Here is a 12,734-nt window from a genome sequence, read left to right as displayed (position 1 = left end):
CTTCACCGCTCGGCTGCGACGAGTGACCGGTCCGGTCGCTCGATGCGCTGGCGCGGTCGCGCGAGCGCAGCGGTCTGCCCGCCGACGAGCGCGACGAGCACGAGCGCGAGTCCGATCGCCTGCACGGCGGTGAATCGCTCCTCCGCGACGGCGACGCCGAGGATCGTCGCGACGACGGGGGAGAGCAGGGCGAGCAGACCGGGTGCGATGACAGGCAGGCGCTGGATGCCGCTGAACCAGAGCGTGTACGCCAGCAGGCCCCCGACTGTGCCGAGCCAGATGTAGCCGAGTGCCGCGCCGCCATCCACCGCGGGCGGGAATCCCTCGAAGACGAGAGTGAGCGGCAGGAGGAAGAGTCCGCCGGCGGTGAGCTGCCAGCCTGCATACGCGACCGGACCGACACCGGAGGGGCGACCCCACCGCTTGGTGAGGATCATGCCGAGCGCTGTCGCGGTCACACCGCCGAGGGCGGCGACGATCCCGAGCGTGTCGAGCTCTGCCGCGGGTCCGAGGACCACGAGTGCCACGCCGCCGGCTCCGATCGCAGCTGCCGCAGCAGTCACAGGGCGGGTGCGATCTCTCAGCACGAGTGCGCCCATGCCGAGGATGATCAGGGGTTGCACGCCCGCAACCGCTGCGGCGACCCCGCCGGGAAGCCTCTCCGCGGCGAGGAAGAGCAAGGGGAAGAACGCCCCGATGTTCAGGATGCCGAGAGCCAGCGACTTCAGCCACCAGCCGCCGGAAGGCAGCGTGCGCCCGATGGCCAGGGCGATGAGGCCCGCGGGCAAAGACCGCAGCAGGCCAGCGAGGAGAGGGTGTCCTGCGGGCAGCAGCTCCGTCGTCACGACGTAGGTCGTGCCCCAGGAGATCGGCGCCAGAGCCGTGAGCAGAAGAAGAGTGACTCGGTTCATGTCTTCAGGCTGCTCCACGCGCAGGAATGAGTCCAACACATGGTTGTCACCGCATCCATGAACAGCGATCATGAAAGGATGGACCTGCAGCAGTTGAGATATGTCGTCGAGGTCGCGGCCTCGTCGAGTTTCACCCGTGCGGCCGAGCGCTGCTTCGTGACTCAGTCTGCGCTCAGCCATCAGATCGCGGCGCTGGAGCGCGAACTCGGGCAGCGCCTGTTCGTGCGTTCGAGTCGCAGCGTCAGGACGACGGAGGCGGGGGAGGCATTCCTCGCTCATGCGAAGACCGCGTTGGCCGCAGCGGATCACGCGCGCGAGGCTGCAGCAGCGGCCGCGGGCCGGGTCGTCGGCACACTTCGTCTCGGTGTGATCCCGACCGTCACCGCGGTCTCCGTGCCGCACGCGATCTCCCGTTTTCGACAGGCACACCCGGAGGCCCGGGTGCAGCTCGCGATGGGCAACAGCGACGCTCTGGCAGCCGCAGTGCGGCGCGGCGAGCTCGACGTCGCGATGCTGGGCCTGCGCGCGGATGTCGTCCCCAGCGGCGTCGCCTCCCGAGAGCTCGCGCGTGAGGACCTGGTCGCGGTCGTACCCTCGACTCATGCACTCGCAGGGCGCGCGGAACTCGCGCTGGAAGACCTTGCCGGAGAAGTGTTCGCGGACTTCCCCGCGGGCACGTCGGGGCGTGCGCAGAGCGATGCGGCGTTCGCGGTCTCCGGCATCCCGCGCGACGTAGCGTTCGAAGCGGACTCGGCGGAGCTGATTCTCGGGCTCGTGTCGGCCGGGCTTGCGGTCACTCTGTTGGCGCCGGGTATCGTCAACGCGTCCTCGTCCGACACGGTCGCCGTGAAGATCGTCGGCGGACCGGTGCGCGTCGAGTACGTCGCCTGGGACCCGCGGGCGCCGAGGGCTGTCGCCTCCGCCTTCTTGGGCGTCATCGGATCGTTGACCGCTCGGCCTGACGACGAGGCGGGCCCGGAGGAATCCTCCGGGCCCGCCTTCTCAGAATCCTGAGATCACTTCACGTCTTCGTCGACCCAGTCCATCGACTTGCTGACGGCCTTGCGCCACAGACGCAGCTGGCGGTCACGCTCGCCGTCTTCCATCGACGGCTCCCAGCGACGGTCTTCCTGCCAGTTGGCGGAGAGGTCGTCGAGACCGTTCCAGAAGCCGACTGCCAGACCCGCGGCGTACGCGGCACCCAGCGCGGTGGTCTCGGCGACGACCGGACGAACGACGGGCACACCGAGCACGTCGGCCTGGAACTGCATGAGCGCATCGTTCGCGACCATGCCTCCGTCGACCTTGAGCTCGGTGAGGTCGACGCCGGCATCCGCGTTGACCGCGTCGAGAACGTCGCGGGTCTGGAACGCCACGGCCTCGAGCGCTGCGCGAGCGATGTGGTTCTTGTTCGCGTAGCGGGTGAGGCCGACGATCGCACCGCGGGCATCCGGACGCCAGTACGGCGCGAACAGGCCCGAGAACGCCGGGACGATGTACACGCCGCCGTTGTCGTCGACCTGCTTGGCGAGCTCTTCGACCTCGGGAGCGGAGCTGATGATCCCGAGCTGGTCTCGCAGCCACTGGATCAGCGAACCGGTGACGGCGATCGAGCCCTCGAGAGCGTAGTGGGTCGGTCCGTCGCCGAGCTTGTAGCCGACGGTGGTCAGCAGCCCGTTCTTCGAGTGGACGATCTCCTCGCCCGTGTTGAAGATGAGGAAGCAGCCGGTGCCATAGGTGTTCTTGCTCTCGCCCTGGTTGAAGGCGGCCTGGCCGAACGTCGCAGCCTGCTGATCGCCCAGGATGCCGGCGATCGGCGTCTCGCGCAGCAGGGAGGAGTCCTCCGCCGCACCGTAGACCTCGGAGGAGGAGCGGATCTCCGGCATCATCGAGCGCGGAACGCCGAACGCCTCGAGGATGTCGTCGCGCCACTCGAGCGTCTCGAGATCCATGAACATCGTGCGCGAGGCGTTGGTGACATCGGTCACGTGCACGCCGCCGTCCACACCACCGGTGAGGTTCCAGAGCACCCAGCTGTCGGTCGTGCCGAAGATGAGGTCGCCTGCCTCGGCCTTCTCGCGTGCACCCTCCACGTTCTCGAGGATCCAGGCGATCTTGGTGCCGGAGAAGTAGGTGGCGAGGGGGAGGCCCACGACGGGCTTGAAACGCTCGACGCCTCCGTCGGCCGCAAGGCGGTCGACGATCTCCTGCGTGCGGGTGTCCTGCCAGACGATGGCGTTGTAAGCGGCCTTGCCGGTCGTCTTGTCCCAGACCACCGCCGTCTCGCGCTGGTTGGTGATTCCGACCGCGGCGATGTCGTGGCGCGTCAGGTCGGCACGGCTCAGTGCGAGACCGATGACCTCCTGCACGTTGCGCCAGATCTCGGCGGGGTCATGCTCGACCCAGCCCGCCTTCGGGAGGATCTGCTCGTGCTCTTTCTGACCGGTCGCGACGATGCTGCCCTTCTTGTCGAAGATGATCGCGCGGCTGGAGGTGGTGCCCTGATCGATGGCGATGATGTAGTCGGCCATTGTGTTCTCCTTTGAAGTCAGGTTCGGGTTCAGGCGAGGTTGAGCAGAACGGGCGCGGCGAGGGCGGCGAGGACACCACCGAGCAGCGGACCGACGACCGGGACCCACGAGTAGGACCAGTCGCTCGAACCCTTGCCCTTGATCGGGAGGATCGCGTGGGCGATACGGGGTCCGAGGTCACGTGCAGGGTTGATCGCGTAGCCGGTGGGGCCACCGAGGGAAGCGCCGATACCGACGACGACGAGTGCGACGGGCAGGGCGCTCAGCGGTCCGAGGCCTCCGGGCGTTCCGATGTCGGCGACGCCGTAGTCAGCGAATGCGAAGATCGCGAACACCAGGACGAAGGTGCCGATGACCTCGGTGACGAGGTTCCAGCCGTAGGAGCGGATCGCAGGGCCCGTCGAGAAGACGCCGAGCTTGTTGGCGGCGTCGGGCTCCTCGTCGAAGTGCTGCTTGTAGGCGAGCCAGGTGAGGATCGCACCGACGATCGCACCGAGCAGCTCCGCGCCGGTCGCCACTGCGAACTGCGTGAAGTCGATCTTTCCTCCGACCAGGAGACCGATTCCGACAGCCGGGTTGAGGATGGCGCCCGAATAGGCGGAGACGAGGACACCCACGAAGACCGCGAGACCCCATCCCCAGTTGACCATCAGGAAGCCGCCGCCGAAGCCCTTGTTTTTGGCAAGAGCGACGTTGGCGACGACACCACATCCGAGGAGGATCAGCATTGCGGTGCCGACGAACTCCGAGAGGAAGTAGAGACCGAGATTGACTTCAGTCATGTCTTCATTGACCTTTCTTGAGTACCAGAGCCCCATAGCACTGGCACTTGTTGGGAGTTAAGCCGCGTGGAGGGCGGCGTTCGGATCTCTCGTCAGCCGCGTGCGCGGGACGAGATGTGGAGTCCATGTCGATCGTTCAGCATCGTACGCGTCTGATCGAGCTCGGCATCGTGGCGTTCACGATCCCAGTGGAGCAGAGGAGCCAGGGCTGCGGCAAGCTCTTCGAGCACATCCGCGTCGGCGTGGCCGGTGAATGCGATGCTGGTGCGTCGCATGACGACATCCTGCAGCCGCGCGACCATCTCGTTCTCGACCATCCAGGCGAGCTCCCGGGTCGAGAGGTCATCGCCGGCGAGGGGAGCGTCGTCACCCTGCTCGATGAACTCCCAGACCTGTGCTGCACGCGTTCCGTAGCGGGCGAGGAGGCGCTCTGCGCGGTCGCCGGCACCCGGGAGGTTCTCCTGGATCCAGATCCGACGAGCCTTCTCGGTGCGCGGGAAGTCGCGGCCTCCGCCGATGGCTCGACCGGCGGTCGACACCGTGCGGGTGCGGCCGATCAGATTCAGCACGACATCGGAGAGTGACTCACCGAGCGCGCGGAACGTCGTCCACTTGCCGCCCACAAGGCTCACCAGGGGCGCAGCGCCCTTGTCGTCCACCTCGATGCGGTAGTCGCGGGATACGAACCCGGGGGCCGTGTCCTCGTGGCGAGGGAGCGGACGGATGCCCGAGAAGTTGAAGACGATCTGCTCGCGCGTCACGTCGATCGTCGGGAACACGTGGTGGATCAGATCGAAGAAGTAGTCGATCTCCTCCTCGGTGCACACCGCGGCCTCGCGGGGATCCGCGTCGATGTCCGTCGTACCGACGAGCACGCGACCCTTGAGGGGGTAGATCAGCACGATGCGTCCGTCGGAGTGCTCGAAGAAGATCTCGCGTCCACGCGTCGCCTCGAGAAGCTCGGGGTGATCGAGAACGATGTGCGAACCCTTGGTGCCGCCCATGAAGCGGGTGTCGTTGCCGAGCGCGTCGTTGGTGAGGTCGGTCCAGGGCCCCGACGCATTCACGACCACGTCTGCGGTGACCGAGAACTCGGTGCCGCTCTCGCGATCGCGGAGGACGATCTTCTTGCCGTCGCGGGCGATGGCCTCGACGTAGTTCAGTGCGACGGCGCCCGGGTGAGCCGCGCGTCCGTCCTGCAGCACGTCGAGCGCGAGACGCTCCGGGTCGTGCATGGAGGCGTCGTAGTAGGTGGCCGTGTACTTGATGTTCGGGTCGAGCGAGGGCAGCTCCGCGAGCGATCGCTTGCGACCGAGGAAGCGGTGACGCGGGACCATGCCGCCGTCGCGCGAGAACGTGTCGTAGATCGTGAGTCCGACCTTGATGAGGAACGCTCCGCGCTCCTGGGGCTTGCCGCTCTTGTGCGTGAGAAAGCGCAGGGGCGCGGACAGGATGCCCGAGAAGGTCGAGTAGATCGGGATCGTGGTCTCGAGCGGCTTCACATAGTGCGGCGCGATCTTGAGCAGGCCGTTCCGCTCCTCGACGGATTCGCGGACGAGTCGGAACTCGCCGTTCTCGAGGTAGCGGATGCCGCCGTGGATCATGTGGCTCGAGGCCGCGGAGGCGCCGGAAGCGAAGTCTCCTCGTTCGACCAGCAGGACATCGACGCCCTGAAGCGCGAGGTCACGGAAAGCGGAGATCCCGTTGATACCGGCTCCGATGACAAGGACGCTGGTGCGTCCGGACTCGCGGACGGCGCGGACTTCGGCGCGTTCCGGTGATGAGTGTGTCGACTCGATCATCTTCGACCCTTCTCTGTACGTGCCCCCAGCTTCGACCCACGTGGCCACTGCGCGCAAGCCCGCTGCACATATGTGCAAAGATCGAGGCGAGGAGGTCCTCATGACCCAGTCTGACGCGGGATCCCGCGACTCGAAGCTGATCGCCGCGCTCACCGCAGCGCAGCTCTACTACATGCAGGACAAGACGATGGAGGTGATCGCGCAGGAGCTGAAGACCTCGCGATCATCCGTGTCACGTCTGCTCAGCTTCGCTCGCGAGAGCGGACTCGTCGACATCCGCATCAATTCTCCTCTGGAGAGACTGGGGATGCTCGAGCAGCGCATCAGAGACAGACACCGCCTCGTCGCGCATGTCGTCCCCATCCCCGAGATCGTCAGCGAGGTCGAACGGCTCGAGCGCGTGGCCTTGACGGCGGGGCGACTGCTGTCGCAGTTCGTCGACTCCAACATGATCGTCGGGGTCGCGTGGGGATCGACGATCAGCGCTGTGAGCCGAGGTCTCACTCAGAAGGAGACGCACAACACGACCTTCGTGCAGTTGAACGGCGCGGGCAACACGCAGACGAGTGGCGTCGAGTATTCGAGCGACATCCTGCAGCGCTTCGGCAGCGCGTTCGGCGCGCAGGTGCAGCAGTTCCCTGTGCCGGCGTTCTTCGACGACCCCTCGACGCGCGAGGCCATGTGGCGTGAGCGGAGCACACGACGAGTGCTCGATCTGCAGTCGAAGATGGACATCGCGGTGTTCAGTCTCGGCTCACCGGCCGCCGAGGTGCCCAGTCGTGTGTACGTCGGGGGGTATCTCGGCCGTGACGACTACCGGAGCCTGCGCGAAGATCACGCGATCGGCGACGTGGCGACGGTCTTCTTCCGCGCAGACGGCTCGTGGAGGGACATCCGCGTGAACGCGCGCGCCACCGGTCCCGGCCTCGACAGGCTGCGACGGGTGCCGAGGCGCGTCTGCGTCGTCTCGGGAGTGCCGAAGCTCGCGAGCCTTCGCGCCGCGATCGCCGCCGAGCTGATCACGGACGTGGTTCTCGATGAGGGGCTGGCGCGGCGCCTCGTGGAGGACTGACCCCTACGGCTCGTCGGTCGATGATTCGGGGCCCGAACGGAACTCCCGGATCAGGTGCTGCACGACAGCGCCGAGGTCGCCGCCCGTCGCGTTCGCGATCGTCAGCTGCCGCTCGTAGCTCGCGCCGTTCGTGAGTATCGTCTCGATGCTGCCGAACTCCCGCCCGCAGCCGAGTTCGACCGCAACCGGCGCGAGGTCTTCCAGCACCTCGGACAGGTGTTCCCGCACGGGCCTCTGCGTTCCCGCCGAGTCCACGATCACGCGGGCGTCGAGGCCGTAGCGTGCTGCGCGCCACTTGTTCTCGCGGTGGAACCAGGCCGGCATCTGCGCGAGAGTTCGGCCCTCATCGATCTGCCGCGAGAGATGCTCCACCAGGACCTGCACGAGGGCGGCCACCGCTGCCAGTTCCGGCAGGGTCGAGAGGCCGTCGCAGGCGCGCACTTCGATGGTTCCCCATCGAGGAGCCGGCCGGATGTCCCAGCGCACCTCGGTGGCATCGGCCATCACTCCGGTACGCACCATGTCGTCGAGGTAGGCCTCATAGTCGGACCAGTCGTCCAGGGGCCAGGGGAGTCCGGCGGTGGGCAGCTGCTGGAAGACGAGGGCACGGTTGGACGCGTACCCGGTGCGCTCACCGGCCCAGAACGGACTCGACGCGGCAAGCGCCTGCAGATGCGGGAGATAGGCCGCGAGGGCATTGATGATGGGGATGACCTTGCGCTGGTCCTCGACGCCGATATGCACGTGGATTCCCCAGATCATCATGTTGCGCCCCCACCATTGGGTGCGTTCGATCAGGGTGTGGTACCGGGTCTTGTCGGTCACTTCCTGCTGATACCACTGCGCGAAGGGGTGACTGCCTGCGGAGAGAAGTTCGATGCCGGCCGGATCCGTCGCCGTGCGCACGGCCGAGATCGCATTGGCGATGTCGTCGATCGCGTGGCCCACCGAGTCACCGATGCCGCTGGTGACCTCGATCGTGTTGGTGAGCAGTTCACCCGTGACCGTATGACGTTCGTCGGCGCTCTCGTGCTCGAGCGCCGACAGCAGCTCGGGGGCGCGGCCTACGAGATCACCGCTCACCGGATCGGCGAGCATGATCTCCCATTCGAGGCCTACGGTGGACCGGGCCGATGAGGCGAAATCGAGCTTCACGAGCACAGTCTGACATGCGGTGTCGTCGACACGGCAACCGCCGTGTCGCCCCGTTTCGCTCCTTGGCCGCGGATCTGGCAGAATAGAAGGTCGGACGACGTGCTCGACCCTCTATCCAGCACTCGTCCTCCCTATTTGAGCTTCCGCCGGGTGTGCACCCCACTCTCCAGGCGATCGGTTCGTTACCTTCCACACAATTCAGGAGAATCGTGGCTGTCAAGATTCGTCTCAAGCGCCTGGGCAAGATCCGTGCGCCGTATTACCGCATCGTCGTCGCCGACTCGAAGACCAAGCGCGATGGTCGCGTGATCGAGGAGATCGGCAAGTACCACCCCACCGAGGAGCCCTCGTTCATCGAGATCGACTCCGACCGTGCGCTGTACTGGCTCTCCGTCGGCGCGCAGCCGACCGAGCAGGTCGCAGCGCTGCTGAAGATCACGGGCGACTGGGGCAAGTTCAAGGGCGACAAGGACGCGAAGTCCACGCTCAAGGTCAAGGAGCCCAAGGTTCCGTTCGAGATCGACGCGTCCAAGAAGTCCGTCGTGAAGCCCAAGGTCGAGAAGAAGACCGAGGCTCCCGCCAAGGCCGACGCGGAGGCCGCTGAGGCTCCCGCCGCCGACGCCGAGTAATTCGTCGTGCTCGCCGCCGCGCTCGAACACATCGTCAAGGGGATCGTCGATCACCCCGAGGATGTCCGTATCAACGCTTCCACCTCGCCGCGAGGCGATCTCCTCGAGGTGCGCGTGCACCCCGACGACCGTGGACGCGTGATCGGGCGCGGCGGCCGCACCGCGAAAGCACTGCGTACGCTCATCTCCGCTCTTGCAGACGGGCGTCGTGTCCGTGTCGATGTCGCGGATGACTGACGTGGTGTCGACAGACCGCAACCAGGGCAAGAATCAGCTGCGTGTCGGGCGCCTCGTCAAGGCCCACGGCCTCAAGGGCGCTCTCAAGCTGGAGCTCTACACCGACAACCCCGAGCGGCGTTTTACTCCGGGGGCCGAGTTCACGTTGCAGGTGCCTGAGGCATCTCCGTGGCACGGCAAAACGGTCGTCGTCCGCGAATACCGGGTGATGAACGGCAACCCCGTCGTGTTCTTCAAGGACGTCGACGATCGCGAGGGTGCAGAGACCCTCGTCCGGGCGATCCTCTGGATCGATCAGGACAACGACGAGGTCGAGGACAACGCGTGGTTCGACCACCAGCTCACAGGGCTCGACGTCGTCCGCGACGGAGTCGTGGTGGGCAAGGTCGCTCGGGTCGAGCACTTCCCGGCGCAGGATCTTCTCATCGTCAGGTCGGGCGAGCAGGACATCATGGTTCCGTTCGTCGAGGCGATCGTTCCGACGGTCGACCTCAGCGCCGGACGCGTCATCGTGACGCCGCCCACCGGGCTTTTCGAAGAGCTTCCCGAGGCGACGGAGGCGGGGGAGTCCTCGGACTCCGACGCCACCAGCTGAGCACGGGTACGGTCTGCCCGTGCGCATCGACGTCCTCTCGATCTTCCCGTCGTACTTCGACGGTCTGACTCTCTCTCTGCTCGGTAAGGCACAGAGCGCCGGCATCCTCGACCTGCGTGTCCGAGACCTCCGGGACTGGACCTCTGACCGTCACCGCACCGTGGACGACACCCCGTACGGGGGTGGAGCGGGGATGGTCATGAAGCCGGAGCCCTGGGGGCTCGCGCTCGATGAGCTCGCCTCGCCGGATCTCTCCGGCGAGGGCCAGCCGCCGACGATCATCTTCCCCTCTCCCGCGGGCGAGGTCTTCACACAGTCCACGGCTCGTGACCTCAGCACCCGCGATCACCTCATCTTCGGATGCGGTCGGTACGAGGGCATCGACGAGCGGGTCTTCGAGTATGCGGCGTCGCTCGGCGAGGTGCGACTCATCAGTCTCGGCGACTACGTCCTCAATGGCGGAGAAGTCGCGACCATGGCGATGATCGAGGCCATCGGTCGACTGATCCCGGGCGTCGTGGGCAATCCGGAGAGCCTGGTCGAGGAATCGCACGAAGACGGGCTTCTGGAGTACCCGTCCTACACGAAGCCGTCGGTGTGGCGAGAGCGGCCCGTGCCCGAGGTGCTGTTGAGCGGCAATCATGCCGTGATCGCCTCCTGGCGCCGCGATCAGCAGATCGAGCGGACGCGTCGCCGTCGCCCGGATCTGCTGCCGGACGACGACAACTAGACCATCCGCTCCGCTCCTCCCTCGATCTCGAACACGACGTCCTGCGGGTGCCTCAGCGACAACGCGGAGGTTGAATCCAAGCCTCGGAGGTCTGCTCTCAGCAGCCGGCCGAGCATCTCGTGACTGACGATCAGAGGGACGCCGGTCGAAGCCCACCCGCACGATGACAGCGCCCGACGGGCGCGTCCTCTCGCCTGGGCATAGCTCTCACCTCCGGGAAACGCCCAGCCGTATCGGTTCGCCGCCCTGTCTTCACGCGCGCCCGGGTATCGCTGATCGATCTCATCCCAGGTCAAGCCCGCCATCTCGCCGTGATCGACCTCGGCGAGCTCCGCGATCTCGACGAGTTCTGCGCCGATCCGATCGGCGATGATCACCGCGGTCTGTCGTGCACGGCCCAGCGGGCTGGAGCAGACGGTCGTGATGCCGCGACCCACGACCCGCTCGGCAATGCTCATCGCCTGTCTGATGCCGTCCGCGGTCAGGGGGGAGTCGAGCTGTCCTTGCAGCCGGTGCTCGAGATTCCATCGGGTCTGCCCGTGTCGCACCAGGAAGAGATGATCTGGCACGTGGCGATCCTCCGGAATCATGCACTCAGGATGGCACAGCCTCGACGTTCCGGGACGGGCGATATCGCGGTCGCCTGATAGCGTCGCAGCATGGTCGACGAGGTGCTGGCGAAATCGTTCACTCTCACCGGTGCGGACTACGACCGCTACCGTCCGGGCTTTCCGCCGGCTGCAGCCGACATGCTGATGCCGCCCACCGTGCGCACGGCGCTCGGCCTCGCTGCAGGCACGGGGAAGTTCACGGAACTGCTCGTGGGACGAGCGCATCGCGTCATCGCAGTCGAGCCCTCGGAGTCGATGCTCGAGATCCTGCGGTCGAAACTCCCGGAGGTCGAGGCGCATCTCGGTAGCGCGGAGCGCATACCGGTGGAGTCCGGGGTCGCTGACGTCGTGACGGTCGCGCAGGCCTTCCACTGGTTCGACGAGGACGCCGCGTGCGCGGAGATCGCGCGAGTGCTCACACCGGGCGGAACGCTCGGCCTCGTCTGGAACCGGTTCGATCCGATGTGCGGGTGGGATCGGGCGGCGCATCGGATCGCGCACCCTGCGCTCGCGGACGCGGACGCAGCCGTCGCCACGAGCGACGCGCCGGACGAGCTCCCCGGCTTCGACTTCGTGCGCCGCGAGCAGATCCACTCGACGGAGCGGATTCGACGCGACGCGTACCTCGGTCGCTGGTCGACGGTGAGCACGTTCCTCGTCGCCGACGAGGTCGCGCGTACCGAGATGTTCGACGCCATCGAGGCGGTGCTGGATTCGGATCCCGAGACACGCGACCGTGAAGAGTACGAACTGCCCATCGTCACGGATGTGTTCGTCTACCGCCGCACATGAGGGCCACGAGCGGGGCAGCCGGAGTCAGCGGACGCCGAGGAACGACCTGTCAGTGAGGATGACGGGGCCGTCCGCCGTCACTGCGACGGTGTGCTCTGAATGAGCGCCCCTGGATCCGTCGACGCTCCGAAGGGTCCAGCCATCCGGGTCGGTCACGAGTTCGTCCGTCGTCTCGAGCAGCCACGGCTCGAGGGCGAAAACCAGGCCCTCGCGCAGCGGGAATCCGCGCCCGGCCCGACCGTCGTTGGGCACGTGCGGGTCGCCGTGCATGATGCGCCCCACACCGTGTCCGCCGAAATCGGTGTTGATCGAGTACCCCTCGCCGCGCGAGACCGCGGCGATGGCGGCAGAGATGTCGCCGATTCGATTGCCGACGACCGCTGCGTCGATCGCCGCCTCGAGTGCGCGCTCGGTCGTGTCGATGAGGCGAAGGTCTTCCTCGCGCGGGGTGCCCACGACGAAAGAGAGGGCCGAGTCCGCCACCCAGCCGTCGACGGACACTGCGAAGTCCAGGGAGACCAGGTCGCCGTCACGGAGCGTGTAGTCATGGGGGAGCCCGTGGAGCACCGCGTCGTTGATCGACGTGCAGATCACTTTGCCGAACGGGCTGGCGCCGAAGGACGGGTGGTAGTCGATATAGCACGACTCCGCTCCGGCCTTGCGGATCATGTCGTGCGCTCGGCGATCGATCGACAGCAGATTCGTGCCGACCTTCGTCTCGTCGCGCAGGGTTGCCAGGGTCTCAGCCACGAAGCGACCGGCGGCGCGCATCTCGTCGATCTCGGCAGGGGTGCGCAGTTCGATCATCGGGTGTCCTCTCGTCCACTCCATTCTCCCCGATCTCCCGGATGCGGGCGTTCGCGCCGAGGCCGCGCGCTCACAGCGAA

At 66.7% G+C, this 12,734-nt stretch carries 14 protein-coding genes; 7 read left to right on the top strand and 7 right to left on the bottom strand.

Translation table 11 applies throughout. The features are described from left to right. Nucleotides 1-2: 2 nt before the first annotated feature. Nucleotides 3-911, bottom strand: a complete 909-nt coding sequence (locus tag ACLKOY_RS03460) for an EamA family transporter (RefSeq protein WP_436452433.1) — start codon at nucleotides 909-911, stop codon at nucleotides 3-5. A 78-nt stretch (nucleotides 912-989) separates the two neighbouring features. On the opposite strand from ACLKOY_RS03460, the gene ACLKOY_RS03455 reads away from it, so the two are divergent. Further along, on the top strand, nucleotides 990-1,925 hold the full coding sequence (locus ACLKOY_RS03455) for a LysR family transcriptional regulator (protein WP_436452432.1): 936 nt from the start codon (nucleotides 990-992) through the stop codon (nucleotides 1,923-1,925). 2 nt (nucleotides 1,926-1,927) lie between these two features. On the opposite strand, the gene glpK is transcribed toward ACLKOY_RS03455, so the two are convergent. From glpK to ACLKOY_RS03440, 3 genes are all read right to left on the bottom strand, one after another. After that, a complete protein-coding gene (gene glpK, locus ACLKOY_RS03450) occupies nucleotides 1,928-3,442 on the bottom strand; it encodes a glycerol kinase GlpK (protein WP_140036945.1) in 1,515 nt (504 codons plus the stop codon). 29 nt (nucleotides 3,443-3,471) lie between these two features. Continuing rightward, the gene (locus tag ACLKOY_RS03445) at nucleotides 3,472-4,224 is read right to left on the bottom strand and encodes an MIP/aquaporin family protein (RefSeq protein ID WP_436452431.1); all 753 of its coding nucleotides are present in this window, start codon (nucleotides 4,222-4,224) and stop codon (nucleotides 3,472-3,474) included. A gap of 92 nt (nucleotides 4,225-4,316) precedes the next feature. Further along, the gene (locus tag ACLKOY_RS03440; protein WP_436452430.1) at nucleotides 4,317-6,026 is read right to left on the bottom strand and encodes an FAD-dependent oxidoreductase; all 1,710 of its coding nucleotides are present in this window, start codon (nucleotides 6,024-6,026) and stop codon (nucleotides 4,317-4,319) included. A 100-nt stretch (nucleotides 6,027-6,126) separates the two neighbouring features. On the opposite strand from ACLKOY_RS03440, the gene ACLKOY_RS03435 reads away from it, so the two are divergent. After that, nucleotides 6,127-7,098 carry a sugar-binding transcriptional regulator gene (locus ACLKOY_RS03435; RefSeq protein ID WP_140036948.1) on the top strand — a complete coding sequence of 324 codons (972 nt, stop codon included), beginning with the start codon at nucleotides 6,127-6,129 and terminating at the stop codon, nucleotides 7,096-7,098. A 3-nt stretch (nucleotides 7,099-7,101) separates the two neighbouring features. Here ACLKOY_RS03435 and ACLKOY_RS03430 read toward each other — a convergent pair whose 3' ends face one another. Next, on the bottom strand, nucleotides 7,102-8,253 hold the full coding sequence (locus ACLKOY_RS03430; RefSeq protein ID WP_436452429.1) for a glutamate--cysteine ligase: 1,152 nt from the start codon (nucleotides 8,251-8,253) through the stop codon (nucleotides 7,102-7,104). Nucleotides 8,254-8,462: 209 nt separating this feature from the next. Here ACLKOY_RS03430 and rpsP point away from each other — a divergent pair, with 209 nt between their 5' ends. From rpsP to trmD, 4 genes are read left to right on the top strand one after another with little or no spacing between them, the layout of a single operon-like run. Beyond that, on the top strand, nucleotides 8,463-8,882 hold the full coding sequence (rpsP, locus tag ACLKOY_RS03425) for a 30S ribosomal protein S16 (RefSeq protein ID WP_363570649.1): 420 nt from the start codon (nucleotides 8,463-8,465) through the stop codon (nucleotides 8,880-8,882). Nucleotides 8,883-8,888: 6 nt separating this feature from the next. After that, nucleotides 8,889-9,119: an RNA-binding protein gene (locus ACLKOY_RS03420; protein WP_042541671.1), complete on the top strand. Its 231-nt coding sequence runs from the start codon at nucleotides 8,889-8,891 to the stop codon at nucleotides 9,117-9,119. Beyond that, nucleotides 9,112-9,714, top strand: coding sequence for a ribosome maturation factor RimM (rimM, locus tag ACLKOY_RS03415; protein ID WP_436452428.1), 603 nt, complete (start codon nucleotides 9,112-9,114; stop codon nucleotides 9,712-9,714). The genes ACLKOY_RS03420 and rimM overlap by 8 nt, the downstream gene beginning before the upstream one ends. A 19-nt stretch (nucleotides 9,715-9,733) precedes the next feature. Then, nucleotides 9,734-10,444 (top strand): tRNA (guanosine(37)-N1)-methyltransferase TrmD, encoded by a 711-nt coding sequence (gene trmD / locus ACLKOY_RS03410; protein WP_436452427.1) that lies wholly within the window; start codon nucleotides 9,734-9,736, stop codon nucleotides 10,442-10,444. Here trmD and ACLKOY_RS03405 read toward each other — a convergent pair. Further along, nucleotides 10,441-11,013, bottom strand: a complete 573-nt coding sequence (locus tag ACLKOY_RS03405) for a histidine phosphatase family protein (RefSeq protein ID WP_436452426.1) — start codon at nucleotides 11,011-11,013, stop codon at nucleotides 10,441-10,443. The two genes, trmD and ACLKOY_RS03405, sit on opposite strands and share 4 nt — an antisense overlap. Before the next feature lie 90 nt (nucleotides 11,014-11,103). Here ACLKOY_RS03405 and ACLKOY_RS03400 point away from each other — a divergent pair, with 90 nt between their 5' ends. Further along, complete coding sequence (locus ACLKOY_RS03400) at nucleotides 11,104-11,847, top strand: class I SAM-dependent methyltransferase (protein WP_436452425.1); 744 nt, start codon at nucleotides 11,104-11,106, stop codon at nucleotides 11,845-11,847. Nucleotides 11,848-11,871: 24 nt separating this feature from the next. Here the strand turns inward: ACLKOY_RS03400 and map are convergent, their stop codons facing one another. Further along, a complete protein-coding gene (gene map, locus ACLKOY_RS03395; protein WP_436452424.1) occupies nucleotides 11,872-12,654 on the bottom strand; it encodes a type I methionyl aminopeptidase in 783 nt (260 codons plus the stop codon). Nucleotides 12,655-12,734 lie beyond the last annotated feature (80 nt).

The organism is Microbacterium sp. K2 (genome assembly GCF_051365005.1).
In the GTDB taxonomy this organism is placed as follows: domain Bacteria; phylum Actinomycetota; class Actinomycetes; order Actinomycetales; family Microbacteriaceae; genus Microbacterium; species Microbacterium foliorum_B.
This window is presented reverse-complemented; position numbering and strand designations above follow the sequence as displayed.